15 protein-coding genes are annotated in these 19962 nt (G+C 61.7%); 14 read left to right on the forward strand and 1 reads right to left on the reverse strand.

What is annotated here, in order from left to right:
* Positions 1–25: 25 nt before the first annotated feature.
* The 9 genes from AB8808_RS15675 (at position 26) to AB8808_RS15715 (ending at position 10876) form a co-directional block, all read left to right on the forward strand.
* The gene (locus AB8808_RS15675; RefSeq protein WP_036140417.1) at positions 26–1009 is read left to right on the forward strand and encodes a PhoH family protein; all 984 of its coding nucleotides are present in this window, start codon (positions 26–28) and stop codon (positions 1007–1009) included.
* Entirely contained in the window at positions 1009–1476 is a 468-nt protein-coding gene (ybeY, locus tag AB8808_RS15680; RefSeq protein ID WP_369931274.1) for an rRNA maturation RNase YbeY, read from the forward strand. Before AB8808_RS15675 ends, ybeY begins: the two co-directional genes overlap by 1 nt.
* Positions 1477–1712: 236 nt before the next feature.
* Positions 1713–2564, forward strand: a complete 852-nt coding sequence (locus AB8808_RS15685; protein ID WP_369930551.1) for a CorC family transporter — start codon at positions 1713–1715, stop codon at positions 2562–2564.
* Between the two features lie 72 nt (positions 2565–2636).
* Positions 2637–3845, forward strand: coding sequence for a lipoprotein N-acyltransferase Lnb domain-containing protein (locus tag AB8808_RS15690; RefSeq protein WP_369930552.1), 1209 nt, complete (start codon positions 2637–2639; stop codon positions 3843–3845).
* A gap of 79 nt (positions 3846–3924) precedes the next feature.
* On the forward strand, positions 3925–4950 hold the full coding sequence (locus AB8808_RS15695; protein ID WP_051939065.1) for a magnesium and cobalt transport protein CorA: 1026 nt from the start codon (positions 3925–3927) through the stop codon (positions 4948–4950).
* 131 nt (positions 4951–5081) lie between these two features.
* Positions 5082–5903 carry a hypothetical protein gene (locus AB8808_RS15700; RefSeq protein WP_369930553.1) on the forward strand — a complete coding sequence of 274 codons (822 nt, stop codon included), beginning with the start codon at positions 5082–5084 and terminating at the stop codon, positions 5901–5903.
* Between the two features lie 60 nt (positions 5904–5963).
* Positions 5964–7088 (forward strand): hypothetical protein, encoded by a 1125-nt coding sequence (locus tag AB8808_RS15705; protein ID WP_369930554.1) that lies wholly within the window; start codon positions 5964–5966, stop codon positions 7086–7088.
* A 94-nt stretch (positions 7089–7182) separates the two neighbouring features.
* A complete protein-coding gene (locus AB8808_RS15710; RefSeq protein WP_369930555.1) occupies positions 7183–8880 on the forward strand; it encodes a dihydroxyacetone kinase family protein in 1698 nt (565 codons plus the stop codon).
* A gap of 103 nt (positions 8881–8983) precedes the next feature.
* Positions 8984–10876, forward strand: a complete 1893-nt coding sequence (locus tag AB8808_RS15715; protein WP_369930556.1) for an acyltransferase family protein — start codon at positions 8984–8986, stop codon at positions 10874–10876.
* A 47-nt stretch (positions 10877–10923) separates the two neighbouring features.
* On the opposite strand, the gene AB8808_RS15720 is transcribed toward AB8808_RS15715, so the two are convergent.
* Positions 10924–13005, reverse strand: a complete 2082-nt coding sequence (locus AB8808_RS15720; protein WP_369930557.1) for a prolyl oligopeptidase family serine peptidase — start codon at positions 13003–13005, stop codon at positions 10924–10926.
* A 412-nt stretch (positions 13006–13417) separates the two neighbouring features.
* Between AB8808_RS15720 and AB8808_RS15725 the strand changes: the two genes are divergently transcribed.
* The 5 genes from AB8808_RS15725 (at position 13418) to AB8808_RS15745 (ending at position 19958) form a co-directional block, all read left to right on the forward strand.
* Positions 13418–13852, forward strand: coding sequence for a pilin (locus AB8808_RS15725; protein WP_369930558.1), 435 nt, complete (start codon positions 13418–13420; stop codon positions 13850–13852).
* Between the two features lie 303 nt (positions 13853–14155).
* Positions 14156–14602 carry a pilin gene (locus tag AB8808_RS15730; protein WP_369930559.1) on the forward strand — a complete coding sequence of 149 codons (447 nt, stop codon included), beginning with the start codon at positions 14156–14158 and terminating at the stop codon, positions 14600–14602.
* Positions 14603–14681: 79 nt separating this feature from the next.
* On the forward strand, positions 14682–16700 hold the full coding sequence (locus tag AB8808_RS15735) for a tetratricopeptide repeat protein (RefSeq protein ID WP_369930561.1): 2019 nt from the start codon (positions 14682–14684) through the stop codon (positions 16698–16700).
* A gap of 52 nt (positions 16701–16752) precedes the next feature.
* A complete protein-coding gene (locus AB8808_RS15740) occupies positions 16753–18732 on the forward strand; it encodes a tetratricopeptide repeat protein (protein WP_369930562.1) in 1980 nt (659 codons plus the stop codon).
* Entirely contained in the window at positions 18729–19958 is a 1230-nt protein-coding gene (locus AB8808_RS15745; protein WP_369930563.1) for a lipopolysaccharide biosynthesis protein, read from the forward strand. Before AB8808_RS15740 ends, AB8808_RS15745 begins: the two co-directional genes overlap by 4 nt.
* Positions 19959–19962 lie beyond the last annotated feature (4 nt).

Here is a 19962-nt window from a genome sequence, read left to right on the forward strand (position 1 = left end):
CCCCTAACGTGACGCACCGGACCCTATGACCACAGGCCCTATCCAACGCGATTTCGCCCTCGATCCCGAGGACAACACCCGTCTCGCCAACCTGTGCGGTCCGCTGGACGAACATGTCCGGCAGATCGAACTGCGCCTGGGCGTGGAAGTGGACCACCGCGGCGCCATTTTCCGTGTGATCGGCGACGAGGCCTCGGCACGCGCCGGCGAGCAGGTGATCCGCGCGCTGTACGCCGCCACCGAGACGGAGATCCTCAACGGCCAGGCCATTCACCTGCGCCTGGCGGAATCGGGTATCGACGCGCTCAACGACCAGGCTGCCGAATCCGCTCAGGAAGTGGTGATCAAGGTGAAGCGTGGCGTGATCAAGGGCCGCGGCGCCAACCAGGCCCGCTACCTCCACGCCATCACCACCCACGACATCAACTTCGGCGTGGGCCCGGCAGGCACCGGCAAGACCTACCTCGCGGTGGCCAGCGCCATCGAGGCCCTGGAAGCCAACCGCGTGCAGCGTGTGCTGCTGGTGCGTCCGGCGGTGGAAGCCGGCGAGAAACTGGGTTTCCTGCCCGGCGACCTCAGCCAGAAGATCGACCCCTACCTGCGCCCGCTGTACGACGCGCTGTACGAGATGGTCGGCTTCGAGAAGGTCGGCAAGCTGATCGAGCGCAACGTCATCGAGATCGCCCCGCTGGCCTACATGCGCGGCCGCACGCTCAACGATTCGTACGTGATCCTCGACGAGGCGCAGAACACCACCGTCGAGCAGATGAAGATGTTCCTGACCCGCATCGGCTTCGGCTCGGTGGCGGTCATCACCGGCGACGTCTCGCAGGTGGACCTGCCCCGCCACATTCGCTCGGGCCTGCGCCACGCGATCGAGGTGCTGCGCGGCGTGGACGGCATCAGCTTCACCTTCTTCACCTCGCGCGACGTGGTCCGCCACCCGCTGGTGGCCAAGATCGTGCGCGCCTACGAGGCGTTCGAGGACAAGCAGGACCCGCCGCGTTGATCCCCGTGGATGTAGCGGTCGGCTACGCAGCCGCTTCACGCAAGGGCGTGCCCGCCTCCGCCAGCTTCCGCCGCTGGGTGGAGGCCGCGCTGAAGGGCGCCCGCCGCCGCAAGGCCGCCGAGGTGTCGATCCGCATCGTCGATGTCGAGGAAGGCCAGGCGCTGAACCTGCAATACCGCGGCCGCGACTACGCCACCAACGTGCTCTCCTTCCCCGTGGAGCTGCCCCCCGGCGTGATCCTGCCCCTGATCGGCGACCTGGTCATCTGCGCCCCCGTGGTGGCACGCGAGGCCGCCGAACAGGGCAAGAAGCCCGCCGATCACTGGGCCCACCTCACGGTGCACGGCATCCTGCACCTGCTGGGCTACGACCACATCGACGACGGCGAAGCCGACGCGATGGAGGCCCTGGAGACGCGCATCCTGGCCGGCCTCGGCATTGCCAACCCCTACGAGCCCGTGGCCTGACGCCCCCACCCTGGCCTGTGTAGGAGCGCACGATGCGCGCGATCCGGGGTGACCGATGGCTGATGTGTCGGCTTACGATGGGGGATGGGGGGGCATGCCGCTTCATCGCCTTGTTGGTTTTTCGCGCACATCGTGCGCTCCTACGTGCCCCCCCCCAGGCGACGGCTGCCCTGAACCGTCATGAGAATTCCGCTAGACTGGCCGTTCCGCCCTTCCGGGCAGAAACGCAAAGAGTGATGAACGAGGAACCTGGCAGTACCCATGGCCCGACCCATCGATCCTGGTGGGACCGTCTGGGCCATATGTTTTCCGGCGAGCCACGCAACCGCGACGAACTGATCGAGGAACTGCGGACCGCCCAGGCCAACGGCCTGCTCTCCAACGACACCCTGACCATGGTCGAGGGTGCCATCAAGGTGACCGAGCTCAGCGTCGACGACGTCATGGTGCCCCGCGCCCAGATCGTCAGCCTGCCGGCCGATGCCTCCCTCCCCGAGATCCTGTCCGCCGTCGTCGAATCCGGCCACTCGCGCTTTCCCGTGCATGGTGAGGACAAGGACGAAGTGCTGGGCATCCTGCTGGCGAAGGACCTGCTGAAATACTACGGCCAGAGCGAAGGGGGCGACGTGCGTGCCCTGCTCCGTCCCGCCGTGCTCATTCCCGAATCCATGCGCCTGAACGTGCTGCTGGCGGAGTTCCGCCTCACGCGCAACCACATGGCGCTGGTGGTGGATGAATACGGCGGCGTGGCCGGCCTGATCACCATCGAGGACGTGCTGGAACAGATCGTCGGCGAGATCGACGACGAGCACGACGACGAGGAAGATCCGGTCCTGGTGCAGGCGCTGGAAGACGGCGGTTTCGCCGTGAGTGCCCTGACCCCCATCGCCGATTTCAACGAGATCGCCGGCGCCCATTTCTCCGACGAGGAATTCGACACCGTCGGCGGCATGATCACTTCGGAGTTCGGCCACCTGCCGGCCGCCGGGGAAGAGATCGCCGTGGGCGACTTCCTGTTCCGTGTCACCGAAGCGGACGACCGCCGCGTCCAGCAGTTCCACGTCGCACGCGCCAACCGCGCAGCCTGACGTCTGCCGCCGGCCTCCCCGGGCCGGCGGTTCCTGACAGCCATGCCTGCGGGCAAGGATTCCAGCCCGACCATGCGCCACGCCCTGATCCTCCTGCTCGCCCTGTGCTTCGCCCCCCTGTCCCGCGCCGGCATCGTCGATGCGCCGGCCTCGGACCTGGACATCTCGCTGATGACCTACGGCCCCGGCGACATCTACTGGGAGCGCTTCGGCCACGATGCGCTGGAGGTGCGCGACCGGGTGAGCGGCGAGGCCATCGCCTTCAACTACGGCGTGTTCGACTTCGACCAGAAAGGTTTCATCCTCAATTTCGCGCGCGGCATCATGGCGTACCGCATGGATGCCGAAACCACGCAATCGGACGTGGATTTCTACGCGGGCGAGGGGCGCTACGTGCGTCGCCAGCACCTCAGCCTGGACGATGCCCAGAAGGACGACCTGCGTCGCTTCATGCTCTGGAACGTCCGGCCCGAAAACGCCGGCTACCACTACGACTACTACGCGGACAACTGCACCACGCGCGTGCGCGATGCACTGGACGCGGCCCTGGGCGGCGCACTCGGTCGCCAGCTGGGCGCCCGCGAAGGCGGCATGACGTATCGCGAACAGACCGCCCGGCTGATGAGCAACCAGGCCTGGCTGATGCTGGGCATGGACCTTGGCCTGGGGCCCTACGCCGACCAGCCGATGACGGCCTGGAAGGAAGCCTTCCTGCCGATGGTGCTGGAAGACGAGCTGCGCCATGTGCGGATCGGCGAAGGCGACGACGCCCGGCCGCTGGTGGATGGCGAGACCACCCTCGCGGAAGCCCGCCTCGTGCCGCCCCCGGAACAGGCCCCCGACCTGCGCTGGCCGCTGCTCCTGGCCGGCCTGCTGCTGGCGATCCCGCTCGCCCTGCCCGCCTTCAGCCGGCATCGCGTGGCACGCGGTGTCTTCGTTGCCGCGGGCACGCTTTTCACGGTGTTCGCCGGCCTCGCCGGGCTGTTCATGCTGGGCCTGTGGACCCTGACCCTGCATCGCTCGGCCTGGGGCAACTTCAACCTGCTGGCGTACCAGCCACTGGCCTTCCTGCTGATTCCCGGCATCTGGCGCCTGCGCCGTGCCGGCCGCCCCATGGGACGCTTCGCACCGCGCATCGCGGCGATCTCGTTCGCCGCCGCGGTGATCGGGATGCTGCTGCACCTGTGGCCCGACTTCCCCCAGCGCAACATGCCTTGGCTGCTATTCGCGCTGCCCTGCTGGACCGCGCTGTTCGTGACGTTCTGTCGCCGGCACGACTGATCCGCACGTTCTTGCGGAGTCGCTCGATGGCCCCCGCGTAACATTGCCCCGTCACACATGGCCCGGCATCATGCCGCCCATGGCCTCTGTCTCTATCCTTCCCGAATCCGCGCCCACCTATGTCGCCTCCGGCGGCATGGTGGTCAACTGCGTCGCCTATCGCACCGACGGTCGCCGGATCGGCGACATCAGCCTCGACGCGATCAGCGACGTCCTGAAGGAACCCGACACCTTCGTCTGGGTGGGGCTGCATGAACCGGACGAGCCCCTGCTGCTGAAACTGCAGGAAGAGTTCAACCTGCACGACCTGGCCATCGAAGATGCCCAGCTGGCCCACCAGCGCACCAAGATCGAGACCTACGGCGACTCCCTGTTCATCGTCGCCCAGACCGCGCAACTGGTCGGCGGCAACATTGCTTTCGGCGAGACGCAGATCTTTGTCGGGCAGCGCTACTTCGTGACGGTGCGCCACGGGGCGTCCCTCTCGTACGCGCCGGCGCGGCGCACCTGTGAGCAGTCGCCGGAGCTGCTGCGCATGGGGCCCAGCTACGCGCTGTATTCCGTGCTGGATTTCATCGTCGACAACTTCCTGCCGATCGTTCGCGACTTCCGCGAGGAACTGCACGAGCTGGAAAACGACATCTTCGCCGAGACGTACAACCGGCTGACCATCAAGCGGCTGTACGACATGCAGCGCGAACTGATGACGCTGCGGCTGGCGGTGGTGCCATTGCAGGACATCGTGGCGCAGCTGGTACGACTGCACCCGCACCTGATCCACGACGAACTGCGTGCGTACTTCCGCGACATCTACGATCACGTGTTCCGTGTCAACGAGTCGATTTCCGCCATGCGCGAGATGCTGGGGGCCGCGATCAGCGTGAACCTGGCGCTGGTGACGTTCGGGCAGAACGAGGTGATGAAGAAGCTGGCCGGCTGGGCGGCCATGCTGGCGGCACCGACGTTGATCACCAGCTGGTACGGGATGAACTTCGTGCACATGCCGGAGCTGGACAAGCCCTGGGCGTACCCGGCCATCACGTGCCTGGTGGCGTGTATCGTGGGTGGGATTTTCATTGCACTTAAGCGGAACAAGTGGTTCTGAGTGGTTACACCCACACGCCTCGCTTCGCCACGCCTCGCTCGGTGACAGCCCAGGACTGACAGACCCGCCGACCCCGGTCCGGTCAAATACGCGCCCCGTCTCCCCGCAGACACCCACACGGCGCCCATCCGATGTTGAACCACCCCCGTCTTGCCTTCGCCTTGCTGGTGACGGCGAGTGCCGCGCTGTGCCCCGCCGACGCGGGCACGGTGCAGCTCACCCAGGTCGATGCCACCGATGCGTACGACGCCGGGCAGCGCCTCATCGAATCGTTCAAGTTCAACCTTCGCGGTGCGCAGCGCTACGCGGCGACACAAACCCTGCTGACGACGCAGGAGGATTTCGATCCGTTCGCCGCACAGTGGTCGCGCGCCCATGTCGCGCAGCTGAAATACCAGTGGCGCAATGCAACCGGCCAGCCGCGCACCACGCTCTACCACGCCCTATCGGGCAAGGCCCCGCCTGCCGCCATGGGCATGGGTGAAACGCAAGGCGATGCGGCTTACGCCATGCCGGACTGGCATCGGTACTACCGCGAACGCAATCCCAGCGTCTATGCCCATGTGATCGAGAACGAGCCGTCCGTACTGGATGCCATCGAGGACTTTCGCCTCCCGGGTGAAACGATGGGCGTAGGGCATCGATACGACGCGGAAATGCGCGGACTACGCACGCTCGAGCGTGACATCGTGCAAAACCATCTGGCGCCGGGCGGCCGCGTGAGCATGTGGACATCCAGCCCGCCTTGCCCGGTATGTCGCCGTGCCATGCAGATCGTGGCCGATGCCTACGATCTGAACATCCATGTGTTTCATCTGCCTGCCGCCGCGCAGGATTCGCCGCAGGTGTTTCGCCTGCTGCAGATGACGAAAAACAGGATGCTGCGTCATTTCCACCAACGGGTGTCGAACGAGCGGACGGTGCCGGATGCACCGCAGTGCGTTCGCTCTTAAGCCCTCGCCTTGCCTGCGTCGCACGACGCCCCACCCGACTTCATCGGAGACCCTCACGACATGGATGCCCATGCTCTCAAGGCATCGCTATGGCTGCTACTTGCCTTGCCGCGTATCGTGGCTGCGAACGACTTGCCCCCCGTCGATTTCCTCAAGGCATACCTTGCCGAACGCCACGACCATGCCGATAGCGAGGCGCTCGACGACGCCCGCTGGTCACAGCTTCTGCAGGAGCCCAGTCACCTGCCACCCCACGCGTATACGGAGCCGGCCGCTTATGACAGCCGGCGCATCGACGACACGTTCAGGTCCGCCGCCGCACGACTCGACAGCCCGACACGGCTGATCTACCTGCACGAGGCCTGGAGGATGCTCCAGTGGGACCTGGGCTTCACCAAGGCGCGCCCCGAGGACGTGAGGCTGCCGCACACCACCGACGACTGGGGAAGCGAGCAGGCGGCGCTGAACGCGATCAAGGCCGGCGTGGAAGCCGACATCTTCAGGCAGTCGCTCGCACTCTTCGGCAATGCACACAGCACGTTCGCCGCCAAATACGCAGTGGCGGCGCAGATCCTCCGCGAACGCATCGCGGCGACACCGGAGGACAAGCGCGAGGTGCGCAACGTCGAGCCCGAGGTGCTGGCGCGCTTCATGAGCCTGCCCGAAGGCAGCCCACTGGACGCCTACGATGCGCAGTACCTCGGTGCCCTGCTCGAATCCGAAATCAACCACCATACCGTGGCACGCTCGTCCTTTCGAGGCATCCGCGAGATTGCTACACCGTTTCGCATCGCACGCGTGGCGGCGGCTTACCGGGACAACCAATCGTATGTCGCACCGCCTTGCACGGACAACTTCCGTTACCGGGAAGGCGTGGCCAGCCTGGACCCGAGGCGCGGGCCGGTGTGCTTTGTCGATGCGAACGACCGCGCTGTATACGCCTGGTACAACGAGGCATTTCGACGACAGGCTGGGCTGGTGCGGGAAAGTCAGGCCGAGACATCACCGCTGGCGAAGGTGCTTGCGTTGCTGGTGCCGTTCGGCGTGATGCTGGATGTGGTGGCGGCGGTGGAGTTCACGGAGGCGCTGGCGACGGAGGATCTTGCCGTGTCGGGGGAAGTGGCGGAGGAGCAAGCGGTTGCTGCGGAGGAGCGGATGGGTGGGTTGATGTGCCGGCGGATTTGATGGGGCGACCGATTTCTTGAAAACCTTTCGCATGGGTCATGGTCGGGCCTATGCTCAGGCCTTCCTCGCCGCCCATCGAAAGGCCCCGTAGACCATGAAGAAGATCATCAACGATCCACGCCATGTCGTCCGTGAGATGCTCGAAGGTGCCGTTTCCCACTCACCGGGGCAAGCCCTGCTCTCCGACCAGAACGTCGTGGTGCGCAAGCGGAACGATGGCAACTCGACGGTAGCGATCCTTTCCGGTGGCGGCAGCGGGCACGAACCGGCTCACGCGGGTTACGTCGGCGAAGGGCTTCTCGCGGCCGCGATCGCGGGAGACGTCTTCACCTCGCCCAGCGTCGATGCGGTGCTCGCCGCGCTTCGCGTCGTCGGTGGTCCTGCGGGTGCCGTGCTGGTCGTCAAGAACTACACCGGCGACCGACTCAATTTCGGCCTTGCCGCGGAGATCGCGCGGAGCGAGGGCATCCCCGTAGAGATTGTCACGGTGGCCGACGATGTGGCGTTGCGGGACACCGTGGCACCGGACAAGCGTCGTGGCATTGCGGGCACGGTGCTGATTCACAAGGTGGTCGGTGCGGCGTCGGCGGCCGGCAAGTCCCTTGCCGACGTAGCCTCGTCAGGCCGTCGCGCGGTAGCCGGCCTGGGTTCGATGGGCGTGGCGCTCGGCGCGTGTACCGTGCCCGCCGCCGGCCGTCCCGGCTTCGAACTGGGCGAGCAGGAGGTTGAATATGGCCTGGGCATCCACGGCGAGCCCGGGGTTCGCAAGGGGCCCATCACGACGGCCGACGGCCTGGCGGATACCGTGCTCACGGCCATCATCGACGACCTTGATCTCACGCGCGGCCAGCGGGTTGCGTTGCTGGTGAACGGTCTGGGTGCGACACCGCCGATGGAACTGGACATTCTGCTTCGTAGCGCGCTGCGTTTTCTCGAGGCCAGGGGCATGGAGGTCGCCCGAGCGTGGTGCGGCAATTTCCTCACGGCGCTGGATATGCCCGGTGCATCGCTGTCGCTGATGAAGGTAGACGACGAACTGCTTGCCTTGCTCGATGCGCCGGCTTCGGCGCCCGCATGGCCGGGCGGCGGTAAGCTCAACGACGCGCCCGTGTTGCAGGTGGAGCACGCACCTGACGAGGCGCCGCCAGTAACTTCCCCCACACCCATGGGCGATGCTGTTCGAAACACCAGCCATGCTGCTGCACGCGCGCTGCTGGCGGCCGAGGACGAACTGACCGAACTGGACACCAGGGCGGGCGATGGCGATTTGGGAGCCAGCCTGCGGCGTGGGGCGGAGGCGATCCTGGAACTGCCCGACCATGCCTGGCACACGCCGGCGATGGCTTTGCGGAGCATGGCCGATGCCGTACGCAAGGCTATTGGAGGAAGCTCGGGGCCGTTCTATGCCACTGGGCTGATGCGTGCGGCCAGGGAGCTTGATGGTGTCGATGACCCGCAACCGTTGCAGTGGCATGGCGCCTTGCTGGCGGCGGCGGATGCCATCGCGGAACTGGGTGGGGCTAAGGCTGGGGACCGTACGATGCTGGATGCGTTGTATCCGGCCGCGCATGCCTACAAGGAGGCGCTGGATGCGGGGATGAGTGCATCGCAGGCGCTGGAGGCGATGAATGCTGGTGCGTGTCGGGGGGCTAATGAGACTGCGACGTTGCGTGCCAATGCGGGGCGTGCGGCTTATCTGGGTGAGCGGGCGATGGGGGTTCGGGATGGTGGGGCTGTGGCTGTGGGGATTTGGATGGGTGCGCTTGGGGCACCGGGGCACGATCCCCGCTGATTGGCGAGCGCGCTGCGCCTCGTGCCGGCAGCCAGTGGCGGATGACTGCGCCGTGACATGGTTCAGCTATATTCACGGCCTTCGCAAGAATTCTTAGGACGCCATGGATCACATACCGCTGCCGCCCAAGGAGCGAACCTTCGCCTACCGCCCCGGCATCGACGGCATGCGGGCCATCGCAGTCCTCGGCGTAGTGTTTTACCACGCCGGATTCGGGCCGCCGGCGGGGTTCGTGGGGGTCGACGTCTTTTTCGTCATATCCGGTTTCCTGATCACCTCGCTACTGGAAGCAGAACTGAAGGCGACGGGACGCATCCACCTTTCGGCCTTTTATGCCCGGCGTGTTCGCCGGCTCCTGCCGGCCCTTGGGATCGTGCTCACAGCCACCGTGGTGTCCAGCTTTGTATTTCTCTCCTACGGCGAACTGACCTCCGCTTTGCAATCGGCCGCGGCATCAGTTGTTTTTGGCGCAAATGTTTTCTTCCAGTACACGACGGGCAACTACTTCGGCCCGAATGTGAACCACCTTCCCTTGCTACACCTCTGGTCACTGGGTGTCGAAGAGCAGTATTACCTCGTGTGGCCCATGTCCCTGCTGGCTGTGCGCCGGATTTCGCTCCGCGGTCGGCGCACGATATTCGCGGCACTTGCGCTAGGCTCCCTCGCCTTTGCGGAGTGGGCGCTCTACCACGGCAGCCAGGCCGCTTTCTACGCCATGCCTTCACGCTGGTGGGAGCTATCGATCGGAGCCTTGGCCGCCTGGGCACCAACGTCCACACACAGAACGAATCGCTGGGAAAGCTGGTTAGGTGCGCTACTCGTCATCGTAGCCATGGTTATCCCGACAAAGCACTTTCCGGGATTGGGCGCTCTCCCGGCGGTAATCGGGACGGCGCTGCTGTTGCACGCGTCAAGCACGGAGGGCGGCGCATGGAAGATCCTTTCGTGCGCACCATTGGTGTTCATTGGCAGGATTTCCTATCCCTTCTATCTCTGGCATTGGCCTCTCCTAGCATTGGCTGCCGTTGCTATCCCCGGCGACATCACTCTTCTTACCAAGGCGGCGCTCGTTTTCGCCGCCTTTCTTCTCGCTGCTGGCACGTGGCGCTGGCTCGAGCGGCCAGTGCACGCGATGCCGATGGCTCTACCGCGTCACTTGGCAGGTGCAACTCTGATAACGTGTATCGCCGTCGCATTGCTTCTCGTACAGGTGGCGGACGCTACCAGGTCGTCGCCGCCGTCCTCCGATCCAGCGGCCATCGCGGAACGGGATATGCCACTGAACATGGCCAGCTGCCATAACCTCTCTATTCAGCCCGAACATTTGCCGGACGAGTCGGCATGTGTACTTGGTGGTAACTCGCCGCCAACGGTCGCCATCTGGGGCGATTCCCACGCACTGGCCTTCCAGCCGTTCGCTACAATGCTCGCCGTCCGCGAGAAAAAGACCGCTATCGGTTATTCACGCGATGCTTGTGCACCCGCCGTGGACTATGACAATGGGAAGCGCCCTATAGACGTAGCTCGTTGCCGGATCTTCAACGCAGCCGTGCTTAAACGCGTTGAGACCATGGATACGGTCATTCTGGCGTCACGCTGGCCCGCGACGGGCGACCGTGAATTCGCTGCCGATCTCAAAATGACCGTAGATCATTTGTCCTCACATGTGAGACATGTCTACCTGCTCGGTGCTACGCCAGACTTGCCCGCCAACGTTCCCGATTGCATCAGGCGACATGTACTGACTTCCTGCGAGATCAGCAGGGACGCCTTTGTCGCTCAGTCGTCAATGGTTCGTGCTTTACTCAAATCGATATCTGCAAAGCACTACAACGTGACCTACGTCGAGACCATCGACTTTTTTTGCAATCAGCGCACCTGCCCAGGGGTCCGCAATGGCATGGCATTGTATTGGGACAATAACCATATATCGTCTTCTGCCGCTTCAGCGTTCGGCCGTACGTTCCTGCAGAGGAAAGTCGATCGCGAGCTTTGACCCGCGCAAAAAAAGCGGCGACACACTGGTCACCGCTGTTGCTGAACTTACTTAGCCATAGGAGCCGTCCACTCCTTCAACCACGCATTCACCGTCTCATGCCACTGAACACTGTTCTGCGGCTTGAGAACCCAGTGGTTCTCATCCGGGAAATGCAGCAGCTTGCTCGGGATACCGCGACGCTGCAGGGCTGTAAATGCACCCATCCCCTGTGTCTCGGGAATGCGGAAGTCCTTGCCGCCGTGGATGACCAGCATCGGCACGCGCCAGTCCTTCACGTGATTGATCGGATTGAAGCGCTCGTAGTTTTCCGGATGGTCGAACTGCGGGCCGCCGTTCTCCTTTTCTTCGAACCAGAGTTCTTCCGTGTCGTAGTACATGGCACGCGCATCGAAGACGCCGTCATGATCGACGAGGCACTTCCACGGCTGGTTCCATACGCCGGCGATCCAATAGACCATGTAGCCGCCGTAGCTGGCTCCCAGGGCACAGGCCCGGTCGCCATCAAGGAAGTTGTACTTCGACAGCGCGGCGCTCCAACCGAGCTTCAGGTCTTCGAGCGGTTTGCCGCCCCAATCGCCGGAGATGGCGTCCGTGAATTTCTGGCCATAACCCGTGGAACCATGGAAGTTGACCGTGACCACGGCGAAACCTTGGCCCGCATAGGTCTGCGCGTTCCAGCGGTAGCTCCAGCTATTGGTCATGGCGCCCTGCGGGCCGCCGTGGATGATGAAGGCGACGGGATAGGTCTTGCCTTTCTTGTAGCCCACGGGCTTGACCACATAGCCCTGCACGGTGTCGCCGTTCGCACCCTTGAAGGTGTAGAACTCGAAGTCACCCGTCTGCGCGCTCTTGATCCGCTTGGCATTGAAGTGCGAGACCTGTTTCAGGCCCTTCCCTCTCAGGTCCGCCGTGTAAAGGTCGGCCGGTCGCTTGAGGTCGTCGCGGGTCAGCAGGATCTTCTTTGCCGAAAGTGCGAACCCACCCACGGCGCCATCGGTGACCAGCATCGTTGCCTTGCCGGTCGCCACGTCGATCGCGAACAGCGGGTGCTGGCCGTTGTCGTCGGTGGTTGTGTAGAGGGTTTTGCCGTCCGGCGATACCTGCAGCGCGCCCGCCGAGCGATCCCATGACGGGTCCACCTCGTGCTTCTGGCCGGAGGCGAGGTCCAGGGCCCAGATACCGAAGCGGTCGGCCTCGGAGCCGGGCTCCTTCATGGCTGTATAGAAGAGTGTCTTGCCATCCGGGGAGACCAGCGGATTGGCATCCCAGGCCAGGTTGTCGGCCGTGAGATTGGTAGGTGCCGCCGAGCCGTCGGTCGGAACGCTGTAGATGTCGAAGTTGGTGGACCAAGGCTCAGTGGTGCCGGCGATGCGCGCGTCGAAATAGACCGTCTTGCCGTCCGGGGAGAAAGTGAACTCGTCCTCGCCGCCAAAGGGCTTGCTGGGGACGTCGCCGTCGATGCCGCGGCTTAGCAGAAGCGGCTGGGAGGGACCGGCTGCGTCCGCGATGTAGAGCTGGTTGCGGCGACCGTCGGCCCAGGTATCCCAGTGGCGGACGAAGAGCTTGTCGTAGACGGTGCCGGTGGATTTGTCCTTCTCGCGGCCGTCGAGGCGCTCCTTGGTGCAGGTCAGGTCCGGGCAATCGGTAAAGACCTCGTAGCTGAGGAGCAGCTTAGAGCCGTCCGGGGAAAGCTTGAAGGAGCCGACGTCGAGCTGGGCGTCGGTCACGGCATCGCCGGGGCGGACGGTCAGGGACAGGCCTTTTCCGTTATCTGCATCGAACGTACGGTGCCAGACCTGGGCTACGCCATCCTTTGCCGCGGAATAGTAGATGGACTGACCGTCAGGGGCCCAGCGTGGCGAGGAGCCCTTCTCCACCACCTTGACCGGTTGCGGGGGTTTATTGAGGTCCATCACATAGATGGAGGTCGTTCCCTTGTTCGCGGCGTAGTCCGTGGAGCGGACCGCGAAAAGTGCGTAGCGGCCGTCTGGGGAGAGCTGGGGGTCGCTCACCCGATCCATCATGACCAAGTCGCGGATCGAGAACGGATGCGAGGCGTCGGCGTCGGCCCCCAGTACAGGGCCGGACGCCAGCGCGAGTGCCAGCGCGGCGAGAATAAGTTTCATAGGACTCCCTTGGTAAGGCCGCTGGGACGGTAAGGCTTGGAGGCGACAGGTGCAAGCGAAGGCCGACCGAGAGTTCCGGATACAGCACCACCTTTTTTCCATGGCAACCTTCGTAACATCGTCTCGTCGGGGTGCGCGGTTGACAGCCAGATTACTGCTGTACGCGACAGTCATATATACGGTGCTATAGGCCGAGCTGCGCTACGTCAGGGCATTCCGTGGTGTGGAGCTGTCAAGGCGGTACTTTTCTGCTCCACTATCGCCACGGTATGAGCCAGGCTCGGCACGCAACACCCCACACGACTAACGATTGAACGATCCACGTCACGCCGAGGAGCTGCGGTTACGCTCACGGAGAGCTGTTGGTACAAAACCTGCTCGGAGGGGGAAACAGCTTCAGGGGAATCGAATTATGCAACATCGCTGCGACGTCGCAGGCTTCACATTGATAGAGTTAATGATTGTCGTTGCAATTATCGCCATTCTCGCAGCAATCGCGATTCCGGCCTATCAGGACTACGCCATCCGCGCCCAAGTCTCCGAGGGCGTCAATCTATCCACCGGCGCAAAGACCGCTATTTGGGATTTTTTCGCCGATAAGGGCCGATTACCCGCGGGTAACGAGTCCGCAGGGCTCGCGACGGAAACTTCGATCGCTGGAAAGTACGTTTCCTCGGTAAAGGTGACGAGCGGCGCAATCACGGTGAAGTTCCAGACCTCGAAAGCAAACAGTCACGTTCAAGGCAGTGCATTGGTGCTTTCCCCCATCACCAACGCAGGGAGCATTGCATGGGTTTGCAAGGGTTCGTTGATGGATGCACGCTACCTTCCGACGTCCTGCCGCTGACCACTGTAGGTGACGTCTCGCGTCACTATGTGACTCTAATGGGCACCCGGCGTCAGATTGGAAGTCAGGGACTTTTCCTCTTGCTCGCCACACGTGACAACCGGCACAATCCCTGCAGGCGTAATATGAGCGAATAAGCGCCGTCACCTGTGGCACGCAACATGCAGGCGACATCACGAGCTTCCTGGTCGTACCTGACCACGTGAGTGAGAAAGGGGGCCGGCCCTTCCTAGGGGGATCCGGAACCGGGGCTCAGGGGGCACCACACATATGGTTAGCTAACCACACAAAGATAGGAACGCCATGAAGAACGTACAGAAAGGCTTTACCCTGATCGAACTGATGATCGTCGTTGCGATCATCGCCATCCTGGCCGCCATCGCCATCCCGGCTTACCAGGACTACACCATCCGCTCGCAGGTCTCGGAAGGTCCGGTCCTCGCTGACGGCGCCAAGACGGCTGTCGCGGAGTTCTTCCAGAATACCGGCCGCTTCCCGAAGTCGAACACCTCGGCGGGCCTTGCGGTCAACAAGTCCATCAAGGGCCAGTACGTTTCACAGATCGACGTCGACACCGGCGCTACCGGCCTGATCACCGCCACCTATGGCGGCCCCAAAGCCAGCAATAAGATCGGCACAAACGCGACGCTGCTGCTCTCGCCGATCTCGAACGCTGGCAGCATTTCCTGGACCTGCAAGAGCACGACGATCAAGAGCAACTACCTGCCGTCGAACTGCCGCACCTCGTAATAATTAAGTTGGACGCTGGGAGGAAAAAGGATCGCTTTATGCGATCCTTTTTCTTTGGCGCTTCCCAATATTTGGATTCATGAGCATCCGCCGCCTCCTGCCCTTCGCTTGCATGCTCCTCCTCACGGCTGCCACATGGCTGGCCTACCGCCCAGGGTTGGAAGGCGGCTTTCTATTCGACGACTTCGCCAACTTACCATCGCTCGGTGAGACCGGTCCCGTGGAAGACTGGGCCACTTTCGCTCGTTACGCCACATCCGGACACGCCGATCCGACTGGACGACCATTGTCGGTGATCAGCTTCCTGATCGACGCTAGGGATTGGCCCGCCGATCCATATCCATTCAAACGCACCAATCTGATTCTACACCTGCTAAACGGCTTACTGCTTTTCACTCTGTTGATCAGATTGGGCAAAGTAGCGTCACGCGATGCCCGATGGAACCTGACTCCTCAGAAGACGGGCTTTGCGGCACTGATCGGCGCTGGCAGCTGGTTGCTTCATCCCTTCTTTGTTTCGACAACGCTGTACATCGTGCAACGCGAAGCCATGCTGCCCGCGACATTCGCTTTTATGGGATTGCTCGGTTGGGTGCATGGCTGGGAGCTGATGCAACGCGGAATTTCGCGCCTTGGATCTTCGATCGCCATGGCATCGCTAGCGGCCTTCACCCTGCTTGGCGTACTGGCAAAAGCAAACGGCGTCCTCCTCCCTCTTTTTATACTCGTAATCGAACATACTTTATTGCGGCGGACCGTACTTCATAATAATGGCCGGCCCACACAGCCGTACCGCGTAGCGATTGCGGCGTGCTGGATGTGCTTTCTCTTAATCGCTATCGGTCTGGCGTACGCTTTTTCCCAAGGGGTTCGCCACGGACTAGGGAATAGGCCGTGGACAATGATTGAAAGGCTCCTGACCGAAGCACGCATCGTTATTGACTACATCCGCTCGTTATGGATGCCGCGTCCGTACACCGCCGGCTTGTTCAACGACGCTACTGTCGTCTCCACATCCTTGCTACATCCATGGACAACACTGCCCGCGCTCGCCTTCATCGTCGTCGTGACGGCCGCGGCGTTTCATTTTCGACGAGTGACTCCAGCGTGGTCGATGGCCTGGGGATTCTTTGTCACAGGGCATCTGTTGGAATCCACGAGTATCCCCCTGGAACTATATTTCGAGCATCGCAACTATCTACCAGCGGCCTTTATGTTCTGGCCTCTCGGACTCTGGTTAAGCGGAGCGACCTTGCGATTGAGACCGCGCATTGATGACAATCCGCGATCCTTTCCAAGCCTCGCTGTGCGCATAGCACTCGCCACGGTTATTCTTTCTACGCTCTTCGTGATGACAAGATCGAACGCGATTGTATGGGGAGATACCAGCCAGCAGGCGACGTTATGGGCTGCACTCAACCCAGCTTCCCCGCGTGCGCAGGTATTAGCTGCGCAGGAAGAAGTGGGCCGCGGCGACCCAGCGGCTGCGTTGTCACGACTAGAACCCATGCTCGCGCGCCACCCAGAAGAGGTGCAACTGGCCATAAACCTCATCGCTGCTCGTTGTGCTGTCGGCGGCGTGCGTCCCACCGACATAGCCGCAGCAGCGAATTCGCTAGGCACGGCACCGGACCCTGGAACACTGATTGTGAGCTGGTATGACCGTATTCTTCCCGTAGTCGAGTCCGGGGCATGCCCCGGACTCGATGCAGAGGCTTTAGTGAAGATCGCATCTTCCGGTCTAACGAATCCGCGACTCGCTGCCGGCAGGCGTCAAGACCTCGAACATGTAATCGGGGCCGTGCGCCTTGCGCAAGGCCGGGGAGAAGAGGCACTAACTCATTATAATCTTGCCCTAGCTTACGAACCGCGCGAAAGTATCGCACTTCGACAAGCAGCCGAACTGGGGTCAGCCGGCTTTTCGACTCTCGGCATGCAGCATCTCACGACCTACGATGCTCTAACTCCTGCAAGCACGCCTCCTGCCATCGATATGACCTCGCTTCACGCCTGGGTATTGAAGCGCCAGCGTTATTGGAGCGTAGAACGAGAACGATTGGAAGAAAGTCTTCGCGCCGACATCAAGAGTCATCCATGAACAAAACGACTCTTTTATTTTCAGTCGTCGAAGAGCATCTCGGAGTTAGTTCGTGAACTGGAAAACAAAGCTGACCAGCCGCGCTCCATGCCCTTGGTTGATACTCGCGACCGGGATGATCATTACGGCTATTCTGTACTGGCCCGGACTTTCCGGCACATGGTTGTTCGACGACTACCCAAACATCGTCGACAACGATGGCATCCATGTGACGAGCACGAGCGTTTCGGATCTTCTGAACGCGGCGCTGTCGTCGCCCGCCAGCGATTTCAAAAGACCTCTGGCCTCACTAAGCTTTGCAATAAACTACCTCGTCACGGGCGCCAATGCACCCGCAATGAAGTTGACGAATCTATGCATACACCTATTTAACGGCCTTGCCGCATTCCTTTTCCTCAGAGCACTGATTCGAGCCTCACATGGTCAAGGCCCTCGCGTAGCGGCCGGTGATCGCCAGGCTGCGCTGGTGGCAACCGCATGGCTAGTCCTTCCAATCAACTTAACGTCTGTCCTTTATGTTGTGCAACGCATGGAAAGCATGGCGAATCTCGCCGTACTTCTGGGGCTTTGGGGTTACGTCGCAGGTCGTCAGCGAATGCTCGCCGGCATGCGACTTGGATTCGTGCATGCGACCGCGAGCATTCTCGTGGGAACCGCCATTGGCATCTTGGCAAAGGAAACCGCCATTATGTTACCGCTCTACGCTGCCCTGATCGAAATCTTCATTTTCCGGGGGAGGCGTGTTTGCGGTGACGGGGACGAGAGCAGGACTGACAAACGTGTTATTTACTTTTTCACGTTCTTCCTCATCTTGCCGATGTTTGCAGGCATTGCCTGGCTCGCGCCGGGACTTTTGACCCCGTCGACGTGGACCACGCGCGACTTCACACTATCCACGCGACTGCTTAGCGAAGCGCGCATCATCGTGGATTACATCTCGTGGACGATTGTGCCGCGGCCCAACGCGCTCTCGTTCTACCACGATGATTTCGTTATATCGCAGGGAATATTTTCACCACCTTCGACTGCCGCATGCTTGGCTGGCATTGTCGCGCTTCTTGCATTCTGCTGGTGGCTGCGAAATCGCGCCGCACTAGCCGGACTGGGCATTGCGCTTTTCTTTGGCTGCCACGTACTTACTGGTACTGTTCTGCCCTTAGAGTTGGTGTACGAGCATCGTAATTATTTTTCGAGCCTCGCCCTGATGCTTGCCCTGGCTTCGTTAGCGGCGGCTATTCCGCGGGACAACATTTTCGGAAGGCGCGTCGCTACTGCCACTCTCAGCCTGCTCGCCTTATCGTGGATCGCCATAACCGGATGGACGGCTATAGCTTGGGGCGATCCGCTTTCACTAGCACGCGAGCTTGCGCTGAGGGCTCCTTCTTCACCGCGAGCGCAGTACGAGTTGGGACGAACTTACATTATCTACTCAAACTATGATCCTTCATCTCCCTTCGTACCTTTGGTTTACGAGCCACTGGAGCGCGCTTCTCAGTTGCGAGGCTCGTCAATACTTCCAGAACAAGCACTGATATTTATGACCTCTAAAATGCGCCTGCCAGTGAAGGAGGCCTGGTGGACAAGTATAGAGGCCAAGCTTAGAACACGCGATGCGACCATCCAGGACGAGAGCTCCCTGGATTCGCTTTCGCAGTGCCTCAAGACCGAAGCCTGCCACTTTCAAGCTCAGCACCTACTAAATGCCTTCGCCGCTGCTCTTTCGCACGATCACCGAAGTCCGAGGCTTCTGGCAATTTACGCCAACTTTGCTTACGCGGTGATCCACGACAGTGACCTCGCGTATCGAGTGCAGTCGGAGGTGGTGGAAAAAGCGCCGAATGAGCCAGCTTACAGGGTGTCCTTGGGGCGTATTGCGGTACAGCGTGGCGACTTTGCGACGGCTGATGCTCAGGTCAAAGCACTTACTGGAGCGAACGTCGGCGGACGACTCACACACGACATCGACTCCTTGGAGAAATTGATTAGTGACGCTAAGCGAACCCGCTGCGAGCGTCCAGAGGGTTGCAGGTGAGCGCACGCCCCCTTGCGTTGAGCAGCATACGGACCATTTTAATGATGGCCGTGCGGATCGTTATCCAGGGAGCAACATTGATCCTTGTTACCCACTTTTTGGGGCCGGAAGTGTACGGCGGCTATATTTCTGCTGCTTCACTTGCCGTAGTTCTCGGACTTCTTCCAAACCTAGGCTCGGGATACGTGCTCATGAAGCGCTCGTCCCGCGACCCAGGAGCGGCCGCTGACGTGTGGAGCTACGCATGGCCGCTGACCGTCGGGCTTGGAGTCGCGCTTACTGTCGTGTTTCCTTTCGCCGCACATCCCCTTGCCGGCGACGCGATGTCGCTCCCGGCGCTAGCAGTTGTTGGAGGAGTCGAACTGCTGTTTTCCCCGCTGACACTCATGCTTTGCTTTGTGCTCCAATCGATTGGCCGGGTGCCCACAGGACAAGCAGTACTAACACTCCCTTTATTGCTTCGAATGCTGTCCGCAGGCGCCTGCCTAATTTTCACCCACGCCTCCTTGATTCAGTTCGTGCTTCTTCAAGCAGCAGGATCTTTTATTGGTCTTCTCGCGGCTTTTTGGGTTACAACTCGTTTCGTGAAGTTGGGCTGGCGGGTCCGGCGACCACTTCGCAGTGAAATACGTAGTGGATCGAGTTATGCCGCCATGCATATCGTCGCGGCCAATCCCACCGAGTTCGACAAAATCGCCTCACCCCTACTCCTGGGCGAACATTCAGCAGGCGTGTACAGTGCTACTTCCCGCGTCATGAATGCGATCGTTATGCCGGTTGTAGGGATGTTGCTCGCTGCGCAACCGAGACTCTTCCGCCACGCTGCCGAACCCACGGAGAGCGGCCAAAAATTGATCGGGACGGTTGCTATCCTTTCATGTGCCTGGGGACTAATCGGTGGCATCATCATGTTCAACGCGGCACCAATGCTTCCGCTCCTTTTTGGGAACAGCTACGCAGACGCTGCGCAGCTCATGCCATTCGTTGCCCTAGCCGCACCCTTCGTTTCGTTGCGGCTCGCGGCTGGCACGATCCTAGTCGCCCTGGGACATCCGTTGCAGCGGCTACGTTTCGAACTGGCTGGCATCATCGCGCTTAGCGGCCTGCTGATCATTGGCTCTCGGCTCGCGGGACCGCGCGGCATGGCCGTCTCGCTTTCCACTGCCGAGTGTGCAATGGCAGTATATGGCTGGATATTGGTTCGCCGCGCAGAAAAGCTCATGTGACCTT

The organism is Xanthomonas sp. NCPPB 2632, from assembly GCF_041228075.2.
Classification (GTDB): Bacteria; Pseudomonadota; Gammaproteobacteria; order Xanthomonadales; family Rhodanobacteraceae; genus Luteibacter.